This is a genomic window from Rahnella sp. BIGb0603 (genome assembly GCF_024808755.1).
In the GTDB taxonomy this organism is placed as follows: domain Bacteria; phylum Pseudomonadota; class Gammaproteobacteria; order Enterobacterales; family Enterobacteriaceae; genus Rahnella; species Rahnella contaminans.
Genome location: NZ_JANUEX010000004.1, coordinates 1 through 26229, shown reverse-complemented (window position 1 = coordinate 26229; position 26229 = coordinate 1). Strand labels below are relative to the sequence as shown.

Sequence of the window (26229 nt, the reverse complement as noted above, 5' to 3'; positions counted from 1 at the left end):
GCATAGAGGCAAAACAACGCAACGGCCAATTCACGCTGTCAGAAAATAATTTTTGGCTTTGCACCATCGCAGGGAATAAAACATGTCGGTTTGCACTACAGAAGAACAAAAGGCCCAGATTATCGCTGCCGTCGATTTACTGGCGGCTCAGGCGACGGAACTGGCGATGAACATTCATGCCAATCCGGAGCTCAGTTTTGAAGAAGTGAATTCTGCGGCGGCGCTAATTGCGCCCCTGCGTGCGGCAGGTTTTGAGATTGAAGAAGAACTGGGCGGCTTGCCGACGGCATTCCGCGCCACTTATGACAGTGGTAAACCGGGGCCGGTGATTGCGTTACTGGCCGAATATGACGCGCTGGTCAATCTGGGCCATGCCTGCGGACATAACCTGATCGGCACGGCTTCCGTGACGGCAGCGCTGGCGCTGAAACAGGTTTCGCAGTTTCTGACGGGCAGGCTGGAAGTGATCGGCACACCGGCGGAAGAGGAAGGCGGCGGCAAAATTATCCTCAGCGACAAAGGCATTTTTGACGATGCCGATGCGGTGATGATGTTCCATCCACGCGATAAAACCATGGTGGTGCGCGGCGGGCTGGCGTGTGTCGATGCCGTCTTTAAATTTCATGGTAAAGCGGCGCATGCGGCGTCCGCGCCGCAAAACGGTATCAGCGCGCTGGATGCGGTCATCCACACTTTCAACGGGATCAACGCGTTACGTCAGCTTTTCACCGACGATGTGCGCGTTCACGGCATCATCACCGACGGCGGCAGCGCCACCAATATCGTTCCGGCCTACAGCGAAGCAAAATTCCTGATGCGCGCCGACACCGTGAAAGGGCTGGCCGCCGTGAAGCAAAAAGTCTTCGATGCGGCACGCGGCGCAGCGCTGATGACCGGCGCGCGGCTGGAAATCGAAGAAGGGCTGACCTATGCCGAACGCAACAACAACCTCACGCTGGCCGGATTCTTCCAGCAAAATCTGGAAGCAATCGGCGTTGAGGTCGTCCCGCCTCCGCTGAAAGGCGGCATCGGTTCCTCCGATATCGGCAACGTCAGCCAGATAACGGCGGCAATCCACCCGTATATCCGTATCGGCGATGTCCTTCCTCACACGCCGGAATTCGCGGTTGCCGCCGGTTCAGAAGCCGGGTTGCAGGGCATGTTACAGGCCGCCAAAGCGCTGGCGATGACGGCTCTCGATTTATGTCAGGACGACACAAAGCTCCGCGCAGTCAGAGAAGAATTTTCAAACTGGCAGTCAAAACAATAACTTTGGGAAGAGAGGACAGAATAATGATGAAAAAAACACTGGCGGCTGCCGTTCTGGCACTGACCTTTGGCAGCGCGATGGCTCACGCTGACGGTGAAACCCTGCGCGTCGCCGCCGACATGAGCTATCCGCCATTCCAGTACCGTGACGCCAGCGGGACGCCGACCGGTTTTGAAATTGATATCACCAACGCCATCTGCGACGTGATGAAAGTGAAATGCGAGTTCGTGGTCAGCAGTTTTGACGCCGAAATTCCTTCCCTGCTTGCCAAAAAAGTCGATTTTATTTCGCCACAGGGTGCGACAGAAAAACGTCGTAAAGTGATCGACTTCAGTGATTTCGTGTATCACATTCCGACCAGGCTGGTGGTGGCAAAAGGCAGCCCGCTGATGCCGACGCCGGAATCGTTGCAGGGTAAACGCATTGCGGTTCAGCAGGGATCGATTCAGGAAATGTACGCCAATACCTTCTGGCAGCCGAAAGGCGTCGATGTGGTGGCTTATGCCGATCAGGATACGATCTATCAGGATTTGGTCGCCGGGCGTTTAGACGGCGCGCTCAGCCCGGCGGTCGCCGTGACCTTCGGTTTCCTCAATAAGCCGGAAGGTAAAAACTTCGAACTGACCGGCCCGGAAGTGCGTGACGACAAAATATTTAGCGTCGGCTCCTCCTACGGCGTGCGCAAAGACGACGCCAAAATCAAAGCGTTGCTCAACGACGGGCTGGCAAAAATTAAGGCTGACGGCACCTGGGAGAAGATCAAGGTGAAATATTTCGGCCAGCTGGACATGTCCGTTCATCAGCAAGGGAAAGCCCAATAATGCCTCTGCGTCCGCCGGTTCGTGAACATTTACTGCCGCTGATGGACGGCCTGTTGCACGAGTTTTCCTCGCTGCACAGGCTTTCCGGTTGTGATGATGCTGAACTGGCGGCGCATCGGATGGTGTCGTTATTGCAGGAACAGGGGCTGGATGCGCGCCTGATGCATTGCCCGTTGTATCTCAGCGATCCGCTGGCCGGCAACCTGGAATTGTCCGACAAACCCGGCTGGCGCTGTGAAGCGAAAACCCGTTCATTTTCTGCGCATTGCCCGCAGGGCGTGGAAGGGCTGGCTTTTTATGACGCAGAAGCCTGCGCGCCGCGTAGCGATCTACAGTGGAAAGCGTGGGCGCAGAACGTAAAAGGCAAAATCGTGATCGCCGGTCAGGGCTTTGAAGATTACGTGCAACGGCTGTGTGCCGCCGGTGCGCTCGGGCTGATCCATATCTGGGGTTCTGCGGAATCCGCACTGCATGAAGAAACTGTCGGGCCGGTTTGGGGCACGCCGGAGCCGGATGATTTTTTGCGTTATCCGCGCCTGCCGGTGATTTCAGTCAATCAGCAGGGCGGCCAGCGGCTGCTGGCAGAGCTTCAGAATAACCCGCGGATGACCGTGAAAATGGCCACACAGCTGAATTATCACGTCGCCGAATGCAGCATGCCGGTGGTGGATATTCCCGGCAGCAGCCCGGAGTTTGTATTGCTGTCTTCCCACTACGATTCCTGGCATGAGGGCGTGACAGATAACGCGACCGGCAATGCGTTGTGTCTGGCGATGGCGATCCATTTTTATCAGCAGCGCGAGACGTTGTTGCGCGGGCTGCGGATTATCTGGTGGCCCGGGCATTCCAATGCCCGTTATGGCGGCTCGACGTGGTACGCCGACCGTTACCGCCAGCAGCTGAAACAACATTGTGTGGCGCATATCAACGTGGATTCGCCGGGGTGTCTGGACGCCGTCAATGTGGTGCTGAATGCCAGCGGTTCTGAATCGCATGCGTTCTTAAACGCCGCCGTTGAAGCCGTGACCGGCGAACCGGCGCTGCGCATTACCGCGCTGGGAAAAGGCGGCGACCAGTCATTCTGGGGCTGCGGTTTACCGCTGCATTTTGCCTTCCGCGAAGTGCCTCAGGAAAAAACGACGCAGTCACCGGGCAGCGGTGGCGGCTGGTGGTGGCACACGGAAGCGGATACTTACGATAAGGTGGACCTGAATATTCTCTGGCGCGATACGCAAATTCACGCGCACTGGCTGGAAGTTTTACTGACGCAGCCCGTGCTGCCGCTGGATCCGCTGGCGTATCTTGACAGTTTGCAGCACTCCCTCACGGAGCTGATCGCGGTTATTTCACCGGAATTCGACCTCGCGCCGGTGGCTGAAAAACTCAGGGAATTGCAACCTGAACTGGAGAAACTGACGACACGCTGGATGGCGGATCCGCTCGTCTGGCAGGCGCAGTTAAAGCGTGTCATCGCGGATTTACATCGCCTGCGTTACAGCTCGGTTGATGATTTTCACTATGATCTGAGTTATCGCGGCGGCGCGTTTCCCGGCTTTCAGGAGCTGGCGTCAGCCCGCGAAAATACGTCGCCCGAGATGTGGCTGATGATGACCACGCGCTTCTGGCGCCAGCGGGATCGCGCACTGGCGCTGATTGAAAACGCAGACGCTATTTGTCGCTCATAACGAGCAGATAGCGACAAGGCTGCGAACCCGGATTAGTGAATATGATAGGCAAATCGACGCCAAACGTCAGGGCATCACCGGGGGCCATCGCGTAGTTTTCATCCCCGTAACGGATATCCAGCGTGCCTTCTACCATCCACAGGCGCTGCTTGTAAGCCTGCTGATGCCAGCCGGGATAGCTGACGCGCGCTCCGGCTGGAAGGGTAATTTCCACCAGTTCGGGCGCACCATTTTTTTCATGCGCGGTCACCTGACGGCGCAGATAACCAATATCCGGATCCTGCCAGACTTCCTGATTCGCCTGCGGGCGCAGCGGGGCGGGCTGCGGGTTTTCTTCTGAGAGCAACTGTGCCAGCGACACGCCGAGGCTGGCCGCCAGACGCCCCAGAAGGCTGGCGCTCGGGCTGCTGTCCCGCCGTTCAATTTTCGAAATCATCGCTTTACTGACCCCGGAATTGTTTGCCAACTGTTCGAGGCTCAGCCCCTGAGTTTTTCGTAATGATTGCAGACGTGTAGCGATCAACTGGTCGATTGACATATCAGGCGTTCCGTTGTTTACTTTTGTGGAATTTAATCCACTATAGTGGAAATTAAACCATAACGGAAGCGAAGGGGAACATCTGATGAAACTGATTGCCTGTAATGAACATCAGCACGCGGTGCCGATTTTGGATATTTTTAATGATGCCATTATCACTTCAACGGCTTTATATGATTATAAACCGCGCCATATCGACAGTATGACCCCATGGTTTGCCACTAAACTGATCAATAATTTCCCGGTTATCGGCCTCGAGGATGAAGAAGGGACGTTGCTGGGATTCGCCAGTTACGGCACGTTTCGCGCGTGGCCAGCGTATAAATATTCTGTCGAACACTCTATTTATATTCACAAAAGTCATCGTGGAAAAGGGCTGGGAAAAGTGTTGCTCAATGCACTCATTGACGCGGCACGCGAGCGCGATGTCCATACACTGATTGGTGCGATCGACGCGGCAAACGGTGGCAGCATTGCGTTGCATGAGAAGAACGGATTTACCCACACCGGAACGATTAAACAGGCTGCCTGGAAATTTGACCGCTGGCTGGATCTGGCCTTTTATCAGTTGATCCTTGATACGCCTTCAGCGCCCTTTGGAGGCTGAAAACGGCGGGTTGAATGAGAAAGCAAGCGCCGGAGGGCGCACGGTGATTTCAGAGCATAAGCTGTGAATCATCCAGTCGGGAAATGTGAGGCAGACCATGTCAGCTAAAGCGCAAGTTCGTCACGAAGCGTTATCGGGAAGTGCGGAAAGTCATCAGGCGCAGGATCCGCGCTGGCAGGCGGTTGTCAGTTGCGATGCGAAGGCCGACGGCCAGTTTGTGTATGCGGTAAAAACCACCGGTATTTACTGCGCGCCTTCCTGTCCATCACGCCAGCCAAATCCGCAAAATATTGAATTCTACGACAATGCCGAAGCTGCCGAACAGGCCGGTTTCCGCCCGTGCAAACGCTGCCGTCAGGGGCTTATTTCACTGGCGCAGTTTCACGCTCAGCGCGTGGCACAGGCATGCCGGCTGCTTGAACAGTCAACCGAAATGCTCACGCTGAACCAGCTGTCGGCAGAAGTCGGCATCAGCGCTTACCATTTTCATCGTATTTTCAAAGCCCAAACCGGTGTGACGCCAAAAGAATATCAGCAGGCGCAGCGCACGCGCCGCGTTCGTGAAAAGCTGGCCGATGCGGCGACAGTGACCGAAGCGGTTCACTCCGCCGGGTATTCATCCGATGGCCGGTTTTATGAAACGTCGGACACAGTGCTGGGCATGACGCCGCAGTCATTCCGTACCGGTGGCCGTGATGTTCGCGTGTGGTTTGCCATCGGGCATTCTTCGCTGGGCGAGATTCTAGTGGCTGAAAGCCAGCGTGGAATTTGCGCCATTTTGCTGGGCGATGATCCGGAAAAGTTGATCGCTGAATTGCAAAACAGTTTTCCGCAGGCTGAACTAGTGGGAGGCGATCCTGATTTTGAGCAGCGTATTGCCGTGATCGTCGGCTTTGTCGAACAGCCGCAAATCGGGTTGGATTTGCCACTGGATATTCGCGGTACGGCTTTTCAGCAGCGCGTCTGGCAGGCATTGCGCGATATTCCAGCCGGAACGACTGCCAGCTACGCTGATATCGCCCGCAAAATTGGCTCGCCAAAATCCGTTCGCGCCGTTGCCGGTGCCTGTGCGGCGAACCTGCTGGCCGTTGCCATTCCCTGCCATCGCGTCGTGAAAACAGACGGGAATATTTCCGGCTACCGCTGGGGCGTGGAAAGAAAGCGTTCATTGTTAGCTCGGGAAGAAAAAGCCTGACTATACTCAGCTGACTTTTCTGCCACCGGATTTTTTGATGACGAGGGACGCCGTGCCTGCTTTTTCTTTGCGCGAAGCTGCGCCAGAAGATATTGATGAACTCGCCAGATTGCACGTCGCTATCTGGCGTGAAACCTACTGCAAACTGGCCCCGGCGGAGGCATTCGCTGCGCTGGATGTGCAACGTCGTAAAGCTTTCTGGCAGGATAAGTTTGATCATCCCGCTGTGGGGCAGGGTATTTTTCTGGCAGAAGTAAACGGAAAACTGGCCGGTTTTTGCCTTGCCTCGGCGTCATCTAACCCTGATTTTGGCGAGATGGCCGAAATCAAATTCCTGTATGTTTCCGGCGATTTTAAACGTCAGGGCCTCGGTAAACGGTTAATCAGTAAAGCGGCTCAGCATCTTATTACCGCGGGATATCGCAGCGTCGGGCTGGGCGTAGTGGAAGGCAACGAACCGGCAATCCGTTTTTACAGTGCGCTGGGTGGCCGCGAAGCGGGGCGGTATACCGACTCCGGGCCGATCTGGCGTTCGCGAAATATCATTTATGCGTGGCCAGACATTACGTTGCTGTCTGCCGTGTAAATTCGCTAAGCAAAGAAAGTGCCCGCGTCAGTGAATTCCGCGGGCTATGTTTTTATTTACGCAGTTCTTCCAGACGCTGCTTCTGCTGACCTTCAGCAGAGAAGTTATCGGCGCTCAGCCAGCGGTCAAATGCCGTTTTAGATTCTGGCCATTCGCTGTCGATGACTGAATACCAGCAGGTATCACGGTTGTGGCTTCGCAGGACGATAGCCTGACGGAATGTACCTTCGTACTGAAAACCAAAGCGTAATGCTGCCTGTTTAGACGGTTCATTCAGGCTGTGGCATTTCCATTCGCAGCGGCGGTATTTCAGCGTATCGAACAGATAACGTTGCAGCAGATAAATCGCTTCCGTGCCGAAACGCGTGCGTTTCATCAGCGGTGACCAGTTTACCCAACCAATTTCCGCAACACCGTTCACCGGGTCGATACGCATCAGCGATACGCTGCCAACGGCGCGGCCTGTAGCGTTATCCACAACGGCGAAAAACAACGGATCTTCACTTTTGACCTGCTGCGAAATAAACAGATCGCATTCAGCCTGCGTTGCCGGACGGTCAACAGAAAGATAGGTCCAGTCACTGCCGTTATCAATGCTGTGCCAGGCGTTAAACAGATCCTGACTGTGGAGTTCGCAACTCAGTGGCTCAAGGCGACACCAGGTGCCGTTAAGCTGAACGCGTGACGGACGTTCACGAGGCTGCCAGTCGGGAAGGGCGTCGCCCACGGGCTGGCCAAAGTGGTTGAGGGTTGTCATCATCTTTTCCATTTCACTATCAGAGAGCTTTCCATAAAATCAGAATGGTGATTGGGCTGCAACCGGTGAGATGCCAAAGAGTTGAAAAGCGGAGAAAAAACCTCCGCTTAAAATCCATTAAGGCGGTAAACCTCATGCTGGTTATAAACCTATTCCCCGTTATAAACGGCCAGCGCTGCCACAGACTTTTATCTTTTCCTCCACTACTTTTTGCATAGCCAGCTTTCCGGGAACGATATATTTGCGCGGATCGTTCGCGTCAGGATGCGCTGTAAAATAGTCTTTCACTGCATCGGCAAAGGCAATTTTCAACTCTGTCGCCACATTGACTTTGCAGATCCCCAGCGCAATCGCCTCATGGATCATGTCATCCGGGATCCCGGACGCGCCATGTAACACCAGGGGAATATCGACCCGTTGACGAATTTGCTCCAGACGGCGGAAATCCAGTTTGGGCGTGCCCAGATATAAGCCGTGTGCTGAACCAATGGCGACCGCCAGCGAATCGATACGGGTGGATTCCACAAAGTGCCTGGCGACAACCGGATCAGTAAAGAAGCTGTCGCCTTCCTCAACGACCAGATCGTCCTCCTGCCCGCCAAGCCGCCCGAGTTCGGCCTCTACGCTCGCGTCAAAGGCATGGCATAAACGCACCGCATCGCGCACCTTTTCAATGTTTTCTGCCAGCGGAAAATGTGAGGCGTCGATCATGACGGATCGGATCCCCGAGCGGACTTTCGTCCCGATGTCTTCCAGTTCCTCATGATGATCAAGATGCAGTGCCAGCGGAATACGGTTTTTCCGTGCCGCTTCCTGACATATCGAAATCAGGTACCGGGTTCCCGCATAACTGAATGTGCCGGGCGTTCCGGCGAGTATCACCGGAGAGCTCATCGCGGCCGCCGTTTCGGCCACAACCTGTACCGTTTCCATATTGTGGATATTGAATGCCGGAACCGCATAACCTTCGCGCTGCGCCGCCAGCAGCATTTCTCTGTTTGAGATCAGATACATGAATTTAGCTCCTTGTTAAATCCAGCAGGATTTTGCCCGCCATAGGTTTTCCTTTCAGGGCGGTAACTTCCTTGGCAAATTCCTCCGGGTCACCAAGACAGCCAATGAGTGGTGTCAGATTTATTTTCTGTTCCGCGAAAAGCTGCGTTGCCAGCTGCCATTCACTGCCGGGCCAGGGCGCGGAATAATTCATCCAGCTGCCGAGTAACGTCAGCTCTTTACGCAAGATATGGCTGAAGGTTGCCACATTCAGGGTCAGATCTTTATGCAGCGTACCGACCAGCGCGACCTGCGCTTTCGGGCCCGCAATGTCGAGAGCCAGCGCGACGGTTTGCGGCGTACCAGCGGTTTCGATAATCAGCTGATTAAAACGACGCTCCTGACTTTGCTGGCGGATTTCGTCAGCGTTCAGCATGGCGCTGTTGAAGCTATGGCTTGCACCGGTTTCCAGAGCAAGCGCCAGCCGCTGAGGGTTGATGTCTATGGCGGTCACGGAACGCGCACCCAGGGCGCTTGCGGCCTGAATGATCAACTGACCGATCGTCCCCGCACCAATCACGACGACTTCTTTGCCTTCACAACCACCGGCCAGTTTCAGTGCGTGTAAACCTACGGTGATCGGTTCCAGAAATGCGCCCTGCAACAGAGAAGCGTTTTCCGGCAGCCGGAAGAGATTTTTTCTCGGCGCGACCACATATTCCGCATGGCCGCCATCGCGGCGGGAGCCGATAAACTGGTAGTGCTTACATTGTGAGTAGGCTTCTTTCTTGCATTCTTCACACTGGAAGCAGGGGAGAAGAGGAACGCACGCCACAGCATCACCTTCCTGTAAATCATGAACTTCGCCACCTGTACTGACCACGTAACCACTGAATTCATGGCCGAGCGTGATCGGATAATAATGCGAAGAGTTGGCGAAAATACGCGGAATATCAGAGCCGCACAGGCCGGAATACGCAACGCGAACTAACACATCATCGGGCGCGCTTAATACAGGATTTGCTTTTTCCTCGACGGTAATTGTTCCGCCCTGATGTACAACTACAGATTGCATCATTGTTTCCTTAAGGCGGAGGTAACCCTCCGCCTGGATGAGGGTTAAGCGCTGGTCAGTGCAGCCGCTGCCAGTTTTTCAGCCCGGGTAAAATTACGGGCGCGTCGCCATGTGAGGAATACACCCACGGCGTAAATGATGCCGATGATGCTGAGCCCCGTGATGTTTTTCAGCGTACAAAGTTGGATCAGAAGATAGGTAATCGGAGAACCGCCCTGATCCATGGATGCCACCCGGCCACCGGCCGTGAGAGCACCGGCATTTGCCGCGAGCTGAGTGTGCAAGTCGATGGTCTGCGTCGCAATCCAGAGGGTGATGCTCATGATGATGCAGCCCGAAATCAGCGTGCGGAACAGGTTCCCCTGATGCACGGCAACCGCAATCGCCACAAAGAAACCGATAGTTGCCAGATCCCCAAACGGCAGAACCTGATTTCCCGGTACCAGCACCGCAATCAAAATCGTTAATGGAATAAAGATCAGGCTGGCGGATACGACGGCGGTATGGCCGAGCAGAAGCGCAGGATCCAGACCAATCAGGAATTCCTGTCCACCGAAACGGGCTTGCAGTCGTGTACGGGCATGGCGGGCAATAGGTGTTAACCCATCCATGATCGGTTTAATCACCCGCGGCATCAGCAGCATGACGGCAGCCGTTTTGACGGCCAGCTGCAATACGCCTTTGATGTCATATCCGGCGAGATAACCAATAATCAGACCCATGACAAAACCCACGGTGACGGGTTCTCCGAACGGGCCAAAGCGTTTCTGAACATCGTCGGCGCTGAAGTGGATTTTGTTCAGACCCGGGATTTTCTCAATAAGGGTATCGACCAGCACGGCAATCGGGCCAAGATAAGCCGAGGAGCCGTGCGGGATTGCGATGCCTTCAAGGTTGAAGAAATCGCGGGTATCTTTCGCAAACCAGTCGCCCAGTTTGTAGATGAACGCCGCGTGAACCACGACGCCCATGATCCCCAGCCAGTATGATCCGGTTGCCAGATGCAGCATGGCGCCGGTGAATGTCATGTGCCAGATGTTCCAGATATCGACGTTGACGACGCGTGTCATGCGGGTCAGCAGCATCACGATATTCACCCCGATAGCAATCGGAATGGCGACCAGCGCAATCTGGGAAGCCCAGGTCATCGGTGATGAACCCGGCCAGCCAATATCCACCACTTGCAGGTTGATTTCAAAATGCTCGGCCATCGCTTTTGCCGCAGGCCCGATGGAATCGAGCATAAGGCCAATGACCAGACCGATCCCGACGAAGCCGATGCCAATGTGAATGGCTGATTTAAATGAGTCCCCCAGTTTCATGCCCAATATCAGGGAGAAAATGATGATGACGCCGGGCAACATGACTGTCGGCCCGAGGTCGAGGATGTAGCGCATTATTTCGGTAAACATGGCTTACTCCTGCAACAGGGTCAGTATTTGCTCACGCAACGCATCCATGCCGACGCCAGAAATGAACGGCATCCCATGTACCAGCGGAATTGCGCCGAACTTGCGGTCAACTCTGGCCGTGGTGCAAATCAGATGCGCACCGTCCATGTAGGTTTCGATCTCAGTGACGCGGCACTGGACGAGATCCACTTCAATATTGTGTGCTGCGCATAACTCTTTGATTTCCTCTGCTGCCAGAGTGGAAGTGGCAACGGCTCCGCCACAGGCGACAATGATTTTTCGCTTCACAGTAAGGCTCCTTGATGCTTTGTTTTAATGTTTTTAAGTAAGGTGTAGAGGAGATGCTTCTGTTGGTAACGGCTTCAGATATAAACGGGAGAAATTTTCTCTTCAGCCGGTAAGAAAACCTGTTGCTCAAAGAGGGATGCCAGCTGATTTTCTGGCGCAGTAAGCAGTTTTTCTAAAAATTCCGGCTTCTGTAGTTGACTGAAAAGTTGACGTAACAAGCTCAGCTGTTCTGACGGATGTGTGACGATAAGCGCCACTATCAGAGACGCAGAAACGGTGCCTTCATCATCAGCCTGAAAGAATTCAACGGGAGCATTCGGGCGAATCAGGTAGATAGCCGGGCTCCGGGCATGGCTGGCTTCGCAGTGCGGAATAGCGACTGCATGCTCTTCAAGCTGAATGCCCGTCGGGAATTCAGCCTCGCGATTCAGAAGCGCCTGCGGGTAGGTGCTTTCAACCACACCGGCTTTGACCATGCTTTCTCCGATGTGGGCCAGCGCTTCGCGATGATCTGTAAAGGCAATATTTGTTTTGACGAAGATTTCGCAGTTAAGCATTGCAGCAGGCCTCCGCGCTGACGGGCTGGAGGGAACAGCCGTAATGGTAGGCGCGCAGAACGTCCTGAATTTTATCGATAATCAGTTCGTGAGGATCGCTGGTCAGTTTATTCGCCATCACCCGTTCAAATTGCGCAGGAAGATATTGGCTCAACAGGCCCAGCGGGATTTCTACTGATTTTAAATTGGCGACCAGCGCTTCCATAGCCCGGTTGATGCGGGCATTGGGCCAGTAATAACGAATGCGATCTGAAAGGCTGAAATGCAGGTCGATCAGCGAAAGGCTGAATGTCGGGTTGTAGTATTTTTTCCAGTAAACCGGTTCGTCCAGCATGACACCGTCGATCACGGTCAGTATCTGGCTGCGGGATTCGGGGGCGATCAGCACCTGTTCGATATTCGCCAGAGCAAAAACGGCTTCACGAAGGGCAAAGGTTAACGCAGGCCCGACTTTAAGAATGGCAAAGTGATCCTTAACCAGATGACGATAGGATTCTCGGGTTTGGTAATCGGTTGAATGTGCTTCATAAACCAGCGGAGTCGTTGTTATATAAGCCGATAATCCTTCAGCGAGTTTCGGCTGATAGTGGATCACACGGCTATGATCAAACTCTACACCTGGCTGCACAACAACGGCGATGATCCGCTCAATTGCCGCCTCAAGCCCCATTTCCCTGAAAGCCTGATGATGCATTTCGAGCGTAGCTTGCGCGTCTTTCGACTCGGTCACATGAACGTGCTGAATAGCAGAAGCTTCTCCGCCAGGGACCGGAACTTCGGTGCCAATGACGTAGGTCAACGAGCATTTTTGCAGGGGGGTTGCAACACGTTCGGCCACCTGACATAAACGCGCTGCACGCTGAGCGACAACGAAAGGATCAAGCGGAACCGGATCGTCTTTGCATGACATTGAGGCGTCCAGATGGATCTTGCTGAAACCTGCTTCAACATATTGCGCTATCAGCACCTCTGCCTTAGACATTGCACTTTCAGCATCCTCATTTTGCCAGCAGTTTGGCCCCAGGTGGTCCCCTCCCAGAATGAGTCGCTGCACCGGGAATCCGACTTTTTCCGCAATCGCGAGAACGAAATCGCGAAAATCGATCGGCAGCATTCCTGTATAGCCACCAAACTGGTTCACCTGATTAGAGGTGGCTTCGATCAACACTTTACGATCGGTGCGGAGATCTTCCCGCAAGGCGGCCTCGATCACCAATGGATGTGCAGAGCAGACAGAACAAATCCCGGTACTTTCGCCTTGCTTATGTTTTTCGATAATATCTTTCATTTTGGCCTCCGTTTGTTTTCGAAGATACTCATATCATTTCGAAAGACAAACAATAGCGTTTTACAGAATTCGTGACAGCGATCGAAATATTTCGTAAGATTGCTGCATTCGTTTTCTTTCGTCTTCCGGAGCGTGCCGTAATATGAAAGCAATCAAAGCCTGGCGGGCAAGGTGATATCACGTTTCACAATGTCGGTATTTTTTTCTCCTCTTAATGACGCCTTTTGTTTACACTGTCCGCAATACAGTCTTTCGGATCCTTAATCATGAATACTTATGATAGACGTAACAAAATCATTGATTTAGTGAATCAAAACGGCACCGTCATGGTCGCCGAGCTTTCGAGTTCTTTCGACGTTTCTGAAGTAACAATCCGTTCTGACTTGGGTCTACTGGAACAAAAGGGCGCTCTGACGCGTTTTCATGGCGGCGCGGCGAAACGCGACGCTTCGATGGCCGATCTGACGGGATTGCCGCAAGATGAAATGGTGCTTGAAGAACGTTATTTGCAGGCCAGTGATCCTAAAAAACGTATAGCTCAGGCTGCGGCAGGATTGGTAAAACCCGGAGATACCGTCATTCTCGACAGTGGCAGCACAACCATGTTGCTGGCGGAAGAGCTGGTAAAATCAGGCGACATCACCGTTATCACGAACAATCTGCCAGCTGCGTTTGTTTTATCTGAAAACCCCGATATCACGCTGGTGGTCTGTGGTGGAACGTTGCGGCATAAAACACGCTCTTTGCATGGAAACATTACGGAATATGCCTTGCAGGGAATTGTCGCCAATCTGATGTTTGTGGGCGCGGACGGTCTGGATGCCGCAACAGGCATCACCACATTTAATGAGGGCTACAGCATCAGCGGCATTATGGCTGCCGCTGCTCAGCGGGTTGTCGTTGTCACTGATTCGACTAAGTTTGGCCGTCGCGGATATAACCTGGTGTTGCCGATGGAAAAAATCGACACAATCATTACGGACACGGATATCCGTGATGAAGCTTTGCTGGCACTTAGGCAGACGTCGGCGGATCTCATGTTGGTGTAACCTTTTCGGATAACGTTTATCGCTGAGGCTGACTTTAGGCTGATAGCCGGATCAGTGAAACGGGAAGGTTTGGGGATTGCGGAGGTTCACGAAAACAATCTTCTGCATTGCAGTTTCTGGCAGGTGGTATTGGAATCCATCCCGCAATTATTGAGCCGCATGGTTAGCCACATGCGGCCTGATGAAAGGAATTACGGCTTTTTGGTATAGACCTCAAACGTGAAGTATTTCTTTTCCAACGTCTGGTAAGTCCCGTTTTTATGGATTTCTGCCAGCGCATTATTGATAAGTGTCAGGTGCGCCTGATCATCTTTACGCAGCCCGATAGCCGTTCCTTCGCCCAGATAACGGGTGTCGTTTAACGGTTCGCCAGCAAAGGCATAATCTTTGCCTTCAGGCGTTTTCAGAAAGCCGGTTTCGGCTGCCGCCGCGTTAGTCAACGTCACGTCGATACGGCCAGAGGCCAGGTCCTGATTCACGAAATCCTGATTCTGATAGGATACGACGTTCACGCCTTTCTTCTGCCATTCGCCTTGCGCATACGCTTCCTGCGTAGTTCCCTGAGCGACACCGACGATTTTGCCTTGCAGCGATTCCGCCGTCGGTTGCAGGCCACTACCTTTTTTCGCAATCAGCACACTGGGAACGTGATAAAGCATGTCGGAGAAAGTGACCTGTGTTTTGCGTTTTGGCGTCATAGACATGGCGGAAAGTACGGCATCAAATTTTTTAGCATTTAGGGCAGGAATTATTCCGTCATACGCGGTTTCAACCCACTCACATTTAACCTTAGCCTGCTGACAGATAGCGTTGCCCAGATCGATATCAAAACCGATCAGCTTACCGTCCGGTGATTTGGATTCAAAAGGGGGAAACGACGGATCTACGCCGAAACGCAATGTTGTTTCAGCCTGTGCAAAACCGCTGGTAGCCGCCAGCGCCAGAAGGGACAGCAGTATGTTTTTCTTCACAAGTAATCTCCTGATGGTGCCAAAAAAACAAACCCCCGCAGCTAAAGGCGAGGGTAAAAGTGATGCTTTCATATTTCGAATATGACGATTCAATAAGTCAGGGTCAAGCGCCAAACATCTGCGCAAAACGGGCACTAGTCGAAGATGGCCGCAATAAGATACCCGGCCGCTATGGAAAACGACTATCCGCATAAATGGATGAGATAAATGTCGTGTTATAGATGAAAAACAAAAGGATAGACTGCGATGACTCAACGGAGATGTTGCAATAAAAAAGCCGCAAACCCTTGCGGGGTGCGGCTTTCTTTGCGTATCTGGTAATAACCGAAACCTTTTGTGCACTTCTCGGGCATCAGCCAGTGAACGTGCAGAATAAGCGCCAAGGCAGATCAATGGTGCGTTTTGATGTGTTAGGAACCTGATAGAGGAAACGCCAAATTTTCTTGCCGTTGGTTTTGACCAGGAGAAAGAGTCCGTCACCGTCACGCAAGGATCTTCCCTAATTGGTATACGTTTATTGGTATATATCTTAGCGTATACCAATTCGTATACCAATAGACGCCGGTTTCAGGCGGATCTTCTCGGACTTCTATAGACACAAAAAAGCCCGCAAACCTAGAAGGGATGCGGGCTTTCAGGACTTCTCCGGACTTATCTGGTAATAACCGGATCATTATTTGGTGGGCTGGCGGAGTCTGAATTGGTTGTGTAATTCTTTGAATTAAATTTGGTAATGTCTAGTTCAACTTTTCTTTGGTGCCTATACAGGTGCCTAAAAGTTTTTACTCCATTTAATGAGAAAAAGAAGACGAGTTCTGGACTGTGCGTGGTGATATCAAGTTGAGTCGTCGCACTGACAAACAGAATTGACTTGCTCACCATTTAGTAACGCACCACAATTTAAGTTGCACCTTTATCTGTTGTGACAACGACTGTGATTTTCGCTCCTTTCTCAGAGAGGACCAGCCTACCCCAATTCTGGCCGCTGTGTTGTTAGTCCAACCGAAGGATGCAAGTCGCAGCAGCTCTGATGAAAAAATTGTAAGTACTAGATTCTATCTTGAGTTTGTTAAGCTTTTCTGTATCAGATGTCGTTCTTCAGCACGGCATAATGTTAAGATGGGCACTACTCAATTAAAGCGGTATATCATCTTGCAGGTTGAATTTTGAACATCTCGTTGCTATGTCGTAATTGATTGAATTAAAAGTTTATTTTAAGTTGCTTAGTCAGCCGAAAATTAGTGTTTAAAAAGTGTTCGACCCCAATGCTGCTTGGATGAGCTTGTCATGGAGATGTGAGAGATATGCAAAGTTCTGAGAAAGAAACTCGGATTGCTTTTATCGATAGCCAATTGTGCATTGCTGGGTGGGATGTACAAGATCCAACCAAGGTTGTGCAAGAATTCGATATCCTCACTAATCAATCAGAAGGTGTAGCTGAACCTCATCAGGAGTATGGTGGGCACCAGTACAGTGACTATGTGCTCTTAGGGAAAGATGGCAAACCACTTGCTGTAGTCGAAGCTAAGCGCACTAGTAAAGATGCAGCTCTGGGCCGTGAGCAAGCGAAGCAGTATTGCTACAACATCCAGAAGCAATTGGGTGGTGAGCTACCCTTCTGCTTTTACACCAATGGGCACGAACTTTATTTCTGGGATCTAGAAAACGCACCGCCACGTCAGGTCTTAGGTTTCCCCACGCGAGACGATTTGGAACGCTTTGCATACATCCGTCGCAATCGGAAGCCGTTGACGCAGGAATTCATTAACACCTCAATTGCTGGTCGTGACTACCAGATTCGTGCTATTCGTTCGGTGCTTGAAGGTATTGAACAAAAAAGGCGTGACTTTCTTCTGGTTATGGCCACTGGCACAGGAAAAACGCGCACTTGCATTGCCATGGTTGATGCTTTAATGCGTGGCGGACATGCTGAAAGGGTACTATTTCTCGTGGATCGCATCGCTTTGCGTGAGCAAGCATTGGCAGCTTTCAAAGAGCACTTGCCGAATGAACCGCGCTGGCCAAATGTGGGTGAAAAGCTGATTGCTACGGACCGCCGCATATACGTCGCGACCTACCCGACAATGCTCAATATCATCCGGGATGATGTGCAGCACCTGTCTCCGCACTTCTTCGATTTTATCGTCGTTGATGAGAGTCATCGCTCGATCTATAACACCTTTGGCGAAGTACTCAATTATTTCAAAGCCATCACATTAGGGCTTACTGCCACTCCAACTGATATTATCGACCACAATACCTTCCAACTATTTCACTGCGAAGACGGTATTCCCACGTTCGCTTATACCTATGAAGAGGCTGTAAACAACGTGCCGCCTTATCTCTGTAATTTTCAGGTTATGAAGATTCAGACCAAATTCCAAATGGAAGGCATCAGCAAACGCACTATTTCGTTGGAAGACCAGAAAAAGCTAATCCTGCAAGGCAAGGATGTCGAAGACATCAACTTTGAGGGGACCCAGCTTGAAAAGCAGGTGATCAACAAGGGTACCAATACTCTGATCGTCCGCGAGTTCATGGAAGAGGCAATAAAAGATGCCAACGGAGTACTGCCCGGTAAGACTATCTTTTTTTGCGCCACCAAGGCCCATGCCCGGCGTATGGAAGAAATCTTCGATAAACTCTATCCGCAATATCACGGAGAACTGGCTAAGGTGCTGGTATCGGAAGACCCACGAGTCTATGGGAAGGGGGGCCTTCTCGACCAGTTCACTAACAATGACATGCCGCGCATTGCCATCAGCGTGGATATGCTCGACACTGGTATTGATGTGCGTGAAATCGTCAACCTTGTGTTCGCTAAGCCAGTCTATTCTTACACCAAGTTTTGGCAGATGGTCGGGCGCGGCACGCGCCTGCTGGAAACCAGCAAACCCAAGCCTTGGTGCCTTGAAAAGGAGATGTTCCTGATCCTCGACTGCTGGGACAACTTCGAATACTTCAAGCTCAACCCAAAAGGCAAAGAACTCAAACCGCAATTGCCATTGCCTGTGCGTTTGGTCGGCCTGCGGCTTGACAAGATCGAGAAGGCTTATGACCGTGGTCATGCCGATATTGCCAGTCGTGAAATTGCCAAGCTTCGCGTGCAGATTGCAGCGTTGCCCAAAGAGTCGGTCGTAATCAAGGAGGCTGTCGTAGCTCTGGTGCGGCTGGAGGATGACAACTTCTGGATTAATCTCAGCCACGACCGACTGGAATTCTTACGTGCTGAAATCAAACCTCTGTTTCGTACTGTTTCTGAGGTCGATTTCAAGGCCATACGCTTTGAGCGCGACCTACTTGAATATTCTCTGGCTGTGCTCGATGAAAACAAGGAACAAGCCGAAATACTCAAAGAAGGCATCGTCGAGCAGATCAGTGAATTACCGCTGTCCGTCAGCTTTGTGCAACAAGAAGAAGCGCTGATCCGCACGGCACAAACTAACCACTATTGGGTCAAAGCCGATGAGGATGCATTCGATGTTATAGTCACCAAGCTCGGCCCTTTGATGAAGTTCCGTGAAAAATCCAGAGGCGAGGAGCAAACTCAACTTGATTTGGTCGATGAGATCTATAAGAAAGAATGGGTGGAATTCGGGCCGCAGCACGAAGCCGTCAGCATTACCCGTTACCGTGAAATGGTCGAAAACTTGATTGCCGAGCTGACCGAGCACAATTCGGTGCTACAGAAAATCAAGAACGGTGACGCGGTGAGTAGCCAGGAAGCCAATGAACTGGCCGAGCTGCTGCATGAAGAGCATCCGCACATTACCGAAGACCTGCTGCGTCAAGTTTATAAGAACCGTAAGGCACGTTTCGTTCAGTTCATCCGCCATATCCTCGGCATCGAAGTGCTTAAAAGCTTTCCTGATGAGGTCAGTGCAGCCTTTGACCAGTTCATCCGCTCCCACACGACGCTCAGCAGTCGGCAAATGGAATTCCTTAATCTGTTGAGGAATTTCATTGTCGAGCACGAAAGGATGGAGAAGAAAGACTTGATTAACGCCCCCTTCACGGTAATCCACCCTCAAGGTATTCGTGGCGTGTTCAGCCCATCTGAAATTAACGAGATTCTGCAACTGACCGAACGGTTGGTTGCCTAAAAACAGGCCATACCATGTTACAGAACAACCCCGAACTAAAATCTAAAATCGACCTGCTTTGGAACAAATTCTGGAGCGGTGGCATCAGCAATCCGCTTACTGCCATAGAGCAAATTACCTACCTGCTGTTTATGAAACGGCTTGATGAGTTGGATCAAAAGCGCCAGGCCGATGCTGAATGGACAAATGAAGAATACACCTCCAGGTTTGAAGGTACCTGGATTCCGCCTGAGGAGCGCAACTGGCCTGTGGCGGAACAGCGTCCCATTGACAAGCGTACGCTGCGTTGGAGCGAATTCAAGCGTATGCAGGCAGAGGAGATGCTGCAGCACGTACAGGGCAAGGTATTTCCCTTCCTGAAAGATCTGAACGGTGCGGAGTCCAATTTCACTCACCACATGAAAAACGCCGTGTTCATCATACCTAAACCGGCGCTGTTGGTAGAGGCAGTGAAAACCATCGACGACATCTTTGCGGTGATGGAAAAGGACTCGCAAGAACATGGGCAGGCCTTCCAGGACATCCAGGGCGATGTTTATGAAATGCTGCTTTCGGAAATCGCTACCGCAGGTAAGAACGGTCAGTTTCGCACCCCTCGTCACATCATCAAGCTGATGGCCGAGCTGGTGCAGCCACAACTGGGCCACCGTATTGCTGACCCGGCCTGCGGTACTGGCGGATTTCTGCTGGGGGCCTATCAGTACATCGTTACCCAACTGGCTATCAACGCCGGTACCAGGAACCTTGTACCCGATGAAGATGGTTTTATCCGCACCTCAGTTGCTGCAACATTTGATGAAAAGCGCCAATTCGTCCTGCAACAAAGTCTGTACGGCTACGATATTGACGCAACTATGGTGCGCTTGGGATTGATGAACCTGATGATGCACGGTATCGATGAGCCCAATATCGACTATCAGGACACTCTGAGCAAAAGCTACAACGAAGAATCCGCCTACGACATCGTGTTAGCCAACCCGCCTTTTACCGGCAGCATCGACAAAGGAGACATCAACGAAGCCTTACAACTGGGCACTACTAAGACTGAGTTGCTATTTGTCGAAAACATCTATCGCTTGCTAAAAAAAGGCGGTACTGCCTGTGTGATCGTGCCGCAGGGAGTGTTGTTCGGCTCCGGCAAAGCCTTCAGGGATTTGCGTCAAACCTTAGTGGAGCGTTGCGATCTCAAAGCCGTTATTACCCTGCCTAGCGGCGTGTTCAAACCCTACGCTGGAGTCAGCACCGCCATTTTACTGTTCACCAAGGTCTGGGGAACAAAAGACAAGATTACGAAACCAGCTACCGAAAACGTCTGGTTTTACGAAATGGCCGCTGATGGTTATTCGTTGGACGATAAGCGAACTAAGCAGGAAGATTATGGCGACCTGCAAGACATTATCACTAAGTTCCACACTCGCAATGTGGGGACCGACACAGACCGAACCGGCAGGTACTTCATGGTACCGCGCAGCGAGATTGTGGGTGAGAAAAACAACTTCGATCTCTCTATTTCGCGCTACAAGGAAGAGATATTTGAAGAGGTGAACTACGATGCGCCAAGTGTGATTTTAGGTCGGCTAATTCAGGCGGAAGTAGGTGATGTGGATGAGGCGGAACTGGCCAAAGTGCAAAACGGTATTGTGCGCGAGTTGCTAACGTTAAAGGGGATGGTGGGATGATATTTAAGCCACTGGCCTCAATAGCAAAAATAGTTGCAGGTCAATCACCGGAGTCATCCACCTACAACTCTACTGGTGAGGGATTGCCATTTTTTCAAGGTAAGGCTGATTTTCAAGACATGCACCCTACAGTTCGTATGTGGTGTACAAGTGAGAAGCGAAAAGAGGCCGAATCCGGCGATATCCTCATTTCGGTTCGTGCGCCCGTTGGCGCAGTCAATATCTGCAATCAGAAATCAATAATCGGCCGCGGTCTTGCGGCAATCCGTCCTTTATCTGAACTTGATGGAAAATTTCTCTATTATTGGCTCAAGGCTAACGAGAAGAAAATTGATGCTCTCGGAACGGGATCAACCTTCAAGGCGATTACACAGGACACACTAAAGAAAATAGAGGTTCCTATTCCTCCGCTTGATGACCAAATACGCATTGCCCATCTGCTCGGCAAAGTGGAAGAACTGATCGTCCTGCGCAGACAGCACCTGCGCCAACTCGACAATCTGCTCAAAAGCGTATTTCTGGAAATTTTCGGCGATCCAGTACGGAATGAGATGGGTTGGGATAAACCTGAACTGAAAACATTTGGGAAAATTTCTACGGGCAATACGCCACCCAGAAATGATCCTGCCAATTACGATGGCGATTTCATTGAGTGGATCAAAACGGACAACATCACGAGAGATGCTGTTTTCGTCACGTCGGCCACCGAGTATCTTTCTGAAGTTGGTGCGAGAAAAGCAAGAACGGTAACGAGCGGAGCCTTGCTTGTTGCTTGTATAGCGGGCAGCATAGAGTCAATCGGGCGTGCAGCACTAACAAATAGGAAAGTGTCATTCAATCAGCAGATCAATGCTATCCAACCCGGGAAGGATGTGAACCCGCTGTATTTGTATGCATTGTTTAAGTTGTCTCAGGCCTACATACAGAGTCACGCAGCTAAGGGGATGAAGAAGATTCTAACAAAGAGTGATTTTGAGAAGATCACGATGATCAAACCGCCTGTTGAAACTCAAAATGAATTCGCAGCAATCGCCGAAAAGATCGAAGTCCTCAAATCCCACTACCAGCAAAGTCTTGCCGACTTGGAAAGCCTTTATGGTGTCCTAAGCCAACAGGCTTTTAAAGGCAACCTAGACCTCTCTCGGGTTTGCATGCCTGACTCACCTGCTCAATATGCCGCCTCCGTTTCCCAAGGAGATAAATCCGCTGTGCCTGAACTAGTTTTGCAAACTTTACCAGCCATTCAACTGCCTGAAACCGACGATTCGCTGGCTGCCCTGGAAAATGCTGAGGCTCGCAAGACATTCATTACAGAATGGCTGGAAGCCTATCGTGCACAACTTGCTGAAACACCATTTTCGTTACAACAATTTATGGAACTGGCACAAAACCGACTGGCAGAGCTCCACCCGGACAACGACTTAGTGATGGGTGCTAGTGACTACGAATATATCAAGACATGGATGTTCGAGGCCCTGGCTGCTGGCACATTGACACAGGTGTTTGATGATGCTGGTAATTGCATCAAGCTCCAAGCCGCTATTGAGCAAAGTCCAGCATGAAACTTCTACGCCTGAAGATCACCGACCCTGCAGGCTTCCGCAGCTTGCCCTGCGGTTTTGAGCACCATTTTCGCACCGAATGGAACTTGCAGGATGAACTCGCAAAAGCTGACCACTTTGCCCCCTTCGTTTGCGCCGGACCGAATGGCAGCGGCAAATCCAACTTGCTTGAAGTTCTGGCTGCAATCTTCTTTCAGCTGGAAATTCTGCGTGTGCGCCGGAGTTTTCTTCCTGAAGCATTGCAAGATGAGACTCTGGATCTTTCACCCATTTCCTTTGAGCTAGATTATTTGATTCGAGTCCTTCCTGAATACCGTAGCTCTAGCAGTTCCGAATGGGCAAAAGTGCTTGTACGGAAAAATGCTGGTGAATCGGTGCGCTTTCTTTGGGAAAACCAAAGTGACTTTGGTACGGATATAAATGAAGCATTCACTAGTAGCCATATAGACATGCTGTTACCCCAGTACGTGCTTGGTTACTCTTCAGGCGAGAACGAAATCCTTAGTCTTCCTTTTTTTAAGATGCGTTTTGTACAATTTGACGAGTACTACAACGCACTTACCCAGCAACTTCCATATCCCGGTCACCCAGAAACCAGACTTGCATATCTTGATAACGGATTCAGCCAGGCTATCTTGCTGTGCAACCTGCTGTTTATCGATGAGGATAATTTGCGACCTTTCCGCGAGGATGTTGGAATTGAAGGGCTGCAGGAATTCCGCATTATCGTTCGTCGTAGTGTTGAATTGCGACCAGAACAACTTGCTGCTTTTGCTAGTGAAGATGAAAATCAATACCAATTACCTGAAGACATAGTCAATAGTAATCCCGCTCTACAGTTCCATATCGATGAACAGGGGGGACTCCATTATCGTCTAAATATTCTCCATTTATTGGAAGGCGACGAAAGATCCTCATTAATGATTAATGCCTTACAGCGATGCGCTACCTTGAGTTACGTCGATGATGGCACTGATACGCTAATCTTAGATTACCGGGTTAATGAGGCAACTAAGCAAGCCTTCCGTGAAAACTTCGACGGTTCACCATTGGCTCTATTCCAGGCATTTCAGGTGTTGTTAGCTCTTAACCTTTATGTTGTAAGTGATACGCTTAAGTCGGATTTATACACTTCAACCAGTCACTATGTTAGTGAAACAGTACCGACGCTAGCATCTGATGAGCGAATCATGCGCTTTAAACACTTCTATTTCAGGAAAATAGGGGTCGAGAAGCCGATGCTTCTCAAAGAGCTATCGGATGGCGAACACCAGTTATTGCATAGCCTTGGTTTGTGTATGCTATTCCGTGACACTAACTGCCTGCTTCTGCTCGATGAGCCTGAAACCCACCTTAACCCAAATTGGCGAGCCAGTTTTATCACCCGTCTGCGTCAGTGCTTACCAGATAAAAGGGATGTGGGGCAAGAAATGTTGATCACCACTCATACTCCGTTTCTGATTTCAGATAGTAAACCGGACAAAGTTTTAGTATTCAGCAAAGACGAAACAAGTGGAGTTGTCAGCATTAGCCATCCAGACTACAACACGCTTGGCGCCTCTATCAACAAAATCACTATGAACACCTTTGGGAAGCATGAAACTATTGGTGGTTATGCACAGTCCCTTCTAGAAGATTTACGACGACGCTTTGAGATAGGTGGGGAAGATAGGGAAGCTCTGATTACCGAAATTCACCAGCAATTAGGCGACTCGGTGGAAAAACTGTTGTTGATCAATGCGATTCTTGGACAGAATGCACAAGACAGTGAGGAGGGGCATAGCTAATGTTGTTTACTTACACTTATGTACCACATCAAATGGAGAGAATGCAGCGGTTTATCAATTTCATTTTCTATCAAGTGTGGTGTAGAGCGAGGAAATTAGGTCCATATGACTTGACTCTTTTTGATGCTAATCAGCCTCTCAAAGAGATAATGACATCTTTTGCCTATGGCGACACTCAGGCAGGAGATCGTTTTTCAAGTCAAGTTCAAGCTATTTATCAAAGTTTCGCCCAGCTCTCGCGAGATCAAATAGCTCAGTTTAAGCGGTGGTACCAAGGCAATAATAATCTAGAGAAAATATGTGCCAATGTGCCGAATACACGCCTAGCTCGTTACGCTGATATCGCGGTGAACCATAAAAAACTGTCAGAACAACTTGGTACGTTTTTCAAAGGATTATATACGCAGTCATTGCTGGATCTTGCTGCTCTACGCGCCAAGATTGGTGACATTAACGATCACTACAAGAACTTTGTGCAAATAAATAAAACTGGAAAATGCCCGTTTTGTGGTATCAGCGACTTACTTGGTGAATACCATACTAAACGCGAAGCTTACGACCACTACTTGCCTAAGGCACTATATCCTTTTAATTCAATAAACTTTCGTAATCTTGTGCCAGCCTGTCATTATTGCAATAGCAGCTATAAGACAACTAATGACCCCGCTTACACACCAAAAGACCCTGTAAGAGCCGTTCATCGTCGTGCTGCTTTCTATCCTTACAAACTTGAGGCTCATTCAATTGAGCTACAAGTAACATTGCAATCTTCAGATATAGCCAACCTGACACCTGCTGATATCACCCTGCAATTCGGACCTGCTGCTGTTACCGAAGAAATTGATACATGGAAGGATGTTTATGGCATTGAGGAACGTTACAAAGCTAAATTTTGCGATGAAAGTGCTGGCAAGTATTGGCTGACACAAGTACTCGACGAATGGAGAGAGGATGGGCGAAATCCTTATGATTTTCTGGCAACTTTGGCCCGGCAGACTCGGAGTCGACCATACGCCGATTGCAATTTTCTTAGAAAACCTTTCCTTGATGCATGTGAGGCTCGAGGTCTTTTACAGAATTTGTAGAGCCCGTGGCTGATTGAAAAATGGCTAGTTGATGAATCACTGGTGGTGAAAGCACGCTACGTTCATTGATCTTAACCGCGGCTCTCGTAGCCATTTTTCAAGAACTGACTTCTACTTTTCGCACAGAGTAACTAGTGAGATACTTCGCATTGTTGGTTTCGCATCAGTAGTTCACCCGTAAAGCTGTAGGGGAGAGAGGTAAGCCAATTAAGAATGTCGCATGCCCTGTCTGACGCGGAAATGACGTAATCGGGCAGCTTTGACAGCTTTTCTGCGATTCTATTGGTACTTCGATGCTTGGTTGTTCAAGCAATAACCCATTTGGCACCGAAGCTGCTGATTTAGTGATACCAACAATGAAAAAAACAGGTTTTGTATTTAACAGAAAGGGAATTCAATAACACATCACTAAAAGCCGCATTTGCGGCTTTAATTGAAAAACGTTAGTCAGTGAATGAAAATATTATCTGCCCCAGATGATGAGTTCACTGTTATTCCTTCAAAATTATCTTCAGGATATTCAGTTTCATTGAGCATTATCGTAATCGAATTGCCACATTCACCATTATCACATTGAGTTTCGATTTCTGTCCAATATTCGGTTTTCGTACCCATTCCTTCTTCAAATTTTTCTTCTTCGGTTTCGTAATCATTTGAATCGACTTCTCCAGGGGCCTTGCACTTGCTGCATGTATAAGTGATTTTGCTCATTTTTCTTACTTTATGCTGTTAAAAGGAAGTAAAAGTATACTTTGACTAATTGTACTCTTCCAGAGGTGTTGATCGTTGAATGAATTGGACATAGTGACTCCAAGGTCCAAATGATGATGTGAATCGCCACGGATAATCTAGACACTTCCGAGCCGTTGATAATACTGCTTTTCATATTCTGTCGGTGACATCTGATTGCTCGAACCATGC

General features: G+C 50.4%; 22 protein-coding genes and 1 pseudogene. 12 read left to right on the top strand and 11 right to left on the bottom strand.

Annotated features, from left to right (window positions below):
- The first annotated feature begins 82 nt into the window (after positions 1-82).
- From M2403_RS11480 to M2403_RS11470, 3 genes are read left to right on the top strand one after another with little or no spacing between them, the layout of a single operon-like run.
- Positions 83-1270, top strand: a complete 1188-nt coding sequence (locus M2403_RS11480; protein WP_208951406.1) for a M20 family metallopeptidase — start codon at positions 83-85, stop codon at positions 1268-1270.
- Positions 1271-1293: 23 nt separating this feature from the next.
- Positions 1294-2091 (top strand): transporter substrate-binding domain-containing protein, encoded by a 798-nt coding sequence (locus M2403_RS11475; protein ID WP_259229204.1) that lies wholly within the window; start codon positions 1294-1296, stop codon positions 2089-2091.
- Positions 2091-3776 (top strand): M28 family peptidase, encoded by a 1686-nt coding sequence (locus M2403_RS11470; protein ID WP_259229203.1) that lies wholly within the window; start codon positions 2091-2093, stop codon positions 3774-3776. The genes M2403_RS11475 and M2403_RS11470 overlap by 1 nt, the downstream gene beginning before the upstream one ends.
- Here the strand turns inward: M2403_RS11470 and M2403_RS11465 are convergent.
- On the bottom strand, positions 3760-4314 hold the full coding sequence (locus M2403_RS11465; protein WP_259229201.1) for a helix-turn-helix domain-containing protein: 555 nt from the start codon (positions 4312-4314) through the stop codon (positions 3760-3762). The two genes, M2403_RS11470 and M2403_RS11465, sit on opposite strands and share 17 nt — an antisense overlap.
- Positions 4315-4399: 85 nt before the next feature.
- Between M2403_RS11465 and M2403_RS11460 the strand changes: the two genes are divergently transcribed.
- The 3 genes from M2403_RS11460 (at position 4400) to M2403_RS11450 (ending at position 6702) form a co-directional block, all read left to right on the top strand.
- A complete protein-coding gene (locus M2403_RS11460; RefSeq protein ID WP_259229200.1) occupies positions 4400-4921 on the top strand; it encodes a GNAT family N-acetyltransferase in 522 nt (173 codons plus the stop codon).
- Positions 4922-5018: 97 nt separating this feature from the next.
- Complete coding sequence (gene ada, locus M2403_RS11455; protein WP_259229199.1) at positions 5019-6116, top strand: bifunctional DNA-binding transcriptional regulator/O6-methylguanine-DNA methyltransferase Ada; 1098 nt, start codon at positions 5019-5021, stop codon at positions 6114-6116.
- 37 nt (positions 6117-6153) lie between these two features.
- Positions 6154-6702: a GNAT family N-acetyltransferase gene (locus tag M2403_RS11450; RefSeq protein ID WP_206738864.1), complete on the top strand. Its 549-nt coding sequence runs from the start codon at positions 6154-6156 to the stop codon at positions 6700-6702.
- A gap of 52 nt (positions 6703-6754) precedes the next feature.
- Here the strand turns inward: M2403_RS11450 and M2403_RS11445 are convergent, their stop codons facing one another.
- The 7 genes from M2403_RS11445 to gatZ form a co-directional block, all read right to left on the bottom strand.
- Entirely contained in the window at positions 6755-7459 is a 705-nt protein-coding gene (locus tag M2403_RS11445) for a GNAT family N-acetyltransferase (protein WP_165059220.1), read from the bottom strand.
- Between the two features lie 159 nt (positions 7460-7618).
- Complete coding sequence (locus M2403_RS11440) at positions 7619-8473, bottom strand: tagatose bisphosphate family class II aldolase (RefSeq protein ID WP_165059221.1); 855 nt, start codon at positions 8471-8473, stop codon at positions 7619-7621.
- 4 nt (positions 8474-8477) lie between these two features.
- Entirely contained in the window at positions 8478-9527 is a 1050-nt protein-coding gene (gatD, locus tag M2403_RS11435; RefSeq protein WP_152328025.1) for a galactitol-1-phosphate 5-dehydrogenase, read from the bottom strand.
- A gap of 44 nt (positions 9528-9571) precedes the next feature.
- A complete protein-coding gene (locus M2403_RS11430; protein WP_259229197.1) occupies positions 9572-10939 on the bottom strand; it encodes a PTS galactitol transporter subunit IIC in 1368 nt (455 codons plus the stop codon).
- A 3-nt stretch (positions 10940-10942) separates the two neighbouring features.
- Complete coding sequence (gene gatB / locus M2403_RS11425) at positions 10943-11227, bottom strand: PTS galactitol transporter subunit IIB (protein WP_195813907.1); 285 nt, start codon at positions 11225-11227, stop codon at positions 10943-10945.
- A gap of 74 nt (positions 11228-11301) precedes the next feature.
- A complete protein-coding gene (gene gatA / locus M2403_RS11420) occupies positions 11302-11784 on the bottom strand; it encodes a PTS galactitol transporter subunit IIA (RefSeq protein WP_259229196.1) in 483 nt (160 codons plus the stop codon).
- On the bottom strand, positions 11777-13072 hold the full coding sequence (gene gatZ, locus M2403_RS11415) for a tagatose-bisphosphate aldolase subunit GatZ (protein WP_259229195.1): 1296 nt from the start codon (positions 13070-13072) through the stop codon (positions 11777-11779). Before gatZ ends, gatA begins: the two co-directional genes overlap by 8 nt.
- Before the next feature lie 266 nt (positions 13073-13338).
- Here gatZ and M2403_RS11410 point away from each other — a divergent pair, with 266 nt between their 5' ends.
- Positions 13339-14121, top strand: coding sequence for a DeoR/GlpR family DNA-binding transcription regulator (locus tag M2403_RS11410; RefSeq protein WP_165059229.1), 783 nt, complete (start codon positions 13339-13341; stop codon positions 14119-14121).
- A gap of 191 nt (positions 14122-14312) precedes the next feature.
- On the opposite strand, the gene M2403_RS11405 is transcribed toward M2403_RS11410, so the two are convergent.
- The gene (locus tag M2403_RS11405; RefSeq protein WP_259229194.1) at positions 14313-15092 is read right to left on the bottom strand and encodes an ABC transporter substrate-binding protein; all 780 of its coding nucleotides are present in this window, start codon (positions 15090-15092) and stop codon (positions 14313-14315) included.
- Between the two features lie 339 nt (positions 15093-15431).
- Positions 15432-15585, bottom strand: a pseudogene (locus tag M2403_RS11400) (integrase arm-type DNA-binding domain-containing protein); the annotation flags it as partial.
- 811 nt (positions 15586-16396) lie between these two features.
- Here M2403_RS11400 and M2403_RS11395 point away from each other — a divergent pair.
- The 5 genes from M2403_RS11395 to M2403_RS11375 are packed head-to-tail and all read left to right on the top strand — an operon-like array spanning position 16397 to position 25308.
- Positions 16397-19195, top strand: coding sequence for a DEAD/DEAH box helicase family protein (locus M2403_RS11395; RefSeq protein WP_259229193.1), 2799 nt, complete (start codon positions 16397-16399; stop codon positions 19193-19195).
- A 14-nt stretch (positions 19196-19209) separates the two neighbouring features.
- Positions 19210-20874: a type I restriction-modification system subunit M gene (locus M2403_RS11390; RefSeq protein ID WP_259229192.1), complete on the top strand. Its 1665-nt coding sequence runs from the start codon at positions 19210-19212 to the stop codon at positions 20872-20874.
- Complete coding sequence (locus M2403_RS11385; protein ID WP_259229191.1) at positions 20871-22436, top strand: restriction endonuclease subunit S; 1566 nt, start codon at positions 20871-20873, stop codon at positions 22434-22436. The genes M2403_RS11390 and M2403_RS11385 overlap by 4 nt, the downstream gene beginning before the upstream one ends.
- Entirely contained in the window at positions 22433-24223 is a 1791-nt protein-coding gene (locus M2403_RS11380) for a restriction system-associated AAA family ATPase (RefSeq protein WP_259229190.1), read from the top strand. The genes M2403_RS11385 and M2403_RS11380 overlap by 4 nt, the downstream gene beginning before the upstream one ends.
- Positions 24223-25308: an HNH endonuclease gene (locus tag M2403_RS11375; RefSeq protein ID WP_259229189.1), complete on the top strand. Its 1086-nt coding sequence runs from the start codon at positions 24223-24225 to the stop codon at positions 25306-25308. The genes M2403_RS11380 and M2403_RS11375 overlap by 1 nt, the downstream gene beginning before the upstream one ends.
- Positions 25309-25755: 447 nt before the next feature.
- Here M2403_RS11375 and M2403_RS11370 read toward each other — a convergent pair whose 3' ends face one another.
- Positions 25756-26019: a hypothetical protein gene (locus M2403_RS11370; RefSeq protein WP_259229188.1), complete on the bottom strand. Its 264-nt coding sequence runs from the start codon at positions 26017-26019 to the stop codon at positions 25756-25758.
- Between the last annotated feature and the right edge of the window lie 210 nt (positions 26020-26229).

Excerpts from the sequence above, each read along its gene's own strand:
- M2403_RS11380 (WP_259229190.1), top strand. The coding sequence starts at position 22,433 with ATGAAACTTCTACGCCTGAAGATCACCGACCCTGCAGGCTTCCGCAGC.
- ada (WP_259229199.1), top strand. The coding sequence starts at position 5,019 with ATGTCAGCTAAAGCGCAAGTTCGTCACGAAGCGTTATCGGGAAGTGCG.
- M2403_RS11465 (WP_259229201.1), bottom strand. The coding sequence starts at position 4,314 with ATGTCAATCGACCAGTTGATCGCTACACGTCTGCAATCATTACGAAAA.
- M2403_RS11370 (WP_259229188.1), bottom strand. The coding sequence starts at position 26,019 with ATGAGCAAAATCACTTATACATGCAGCAAGTGCAAGGCCCCTGGAGAA.
- gatD (WP_152328025.1), bottom strand. The coding sequence starts at position 9,527 with ATGCAATCTGTAGTTGTACATCAGGGCGGAACAATTACCGTCGAGGAA.
- M2403_RS11445 (WP_165059220.1), bottom strand. The coding sequence starts at position 7,459 with ATGACAACCCTCAACCACTTTGGCCAGCCCGTGGGCGACGCCCTTCCC.
- M2403_RS11460 (WP_259229200.1), top strand. The coding sequence starts at position 4,400 with ATGAAACTGATTGCCTGTAATGAACATCAGCACGCGGTGCCGATTTTG.
- M2403_RS11390 (WP_259229192.1), top strand. The coding sequence starts at position 19,210 with ATGTTACAGAACAACCCCGAACTAAAATCTAAAATCGACCTGCTTTGG.
- M2403_RS11385 (WP_259229191.1), top strand. The coding sequence starts at position 20,871 with ATGATATTTAAGCCACTGGCCTCAATAGCAAAAATAGTTGCAGGTCAA.
- M2403_RS11450 (WP_206738864.1), top strand. The coding sequence starts at position 6,154 with ATGACGAGGGACGCCGTGCCTGCTTTTTCTTTGCGCGAAGCTGCGCCA.
- M2403_RS11375 (WP_259229189.1), top strand. The coding sequence starts at position 24,223 with ATGTTGTTTACTTACACTTATGTACCACATCAAATGGAGAGAATGCAG.
- M2403_RS11430 (WP_259229197.1), bottom strand. The coding sequence starts at position 10,939 with ATGTTTACCGAAATAATGCGCTACATCCTCGACCTCGGGCCGACAGTC.
- M2403_RS11395 (WP_259229193.1), top strand. The coding sequence starts at position 16,397 with ATGCAAAGTTCTGAGAAAGAAACTCGGATTGCTTTTATCGATAGCCAA.
- M2403_RS11410 (WP_165059229.1), top strand. The coding sequence starts at position 13,339 with ATGAATACTTATGATAGACGTAACAAAATCATTGATTTAGTGAATCAA.
- M2403_RS11440 (WP_165059221.1), bottom strand. The coding sequence starts at position 8,473 with ATGTATCTGATCTCAAACAGAGAAATGCTGCTGGCGGCGCAGCGCGAA.
- M2403_RS11470 (WP_259229203.1), top strand. The coding sequence starts at position 2,091 with ATGCCTCTGCGTCCGCCGGTTCGTGAACATTTACTGCCGCTGATGGAC.
- M2403_RS11480 (WP_208951406.1), top strand. The coding sequence starts at position 83 with ATGTCGGTTTGCACTACAGAAGAACAAAAGGCCCAGATTATCGCTGCC.
- gatA (WP_259229196.1), bottom strand. The coding sequence starts at position 11,784 with ATGCTTAACTGCGAAATCTTCGTCAAAACAAATATTGCCTTTACAGAT.
- gatZ (WP_259229195.1), bottom strand. The coding sequence starts at position 13,072 with ATGAAAGATATTATCGAAAAACATAAGCAAGGCGAAAGTACCGGGATT.
- M2403_RS11475 (WP_259229204.1), top strand. The coding sequence starts at position 1,294 with ATGATGAAAAAAACACTGGCGGCTGCCGTTCTGGCACTGACCTTTGGC.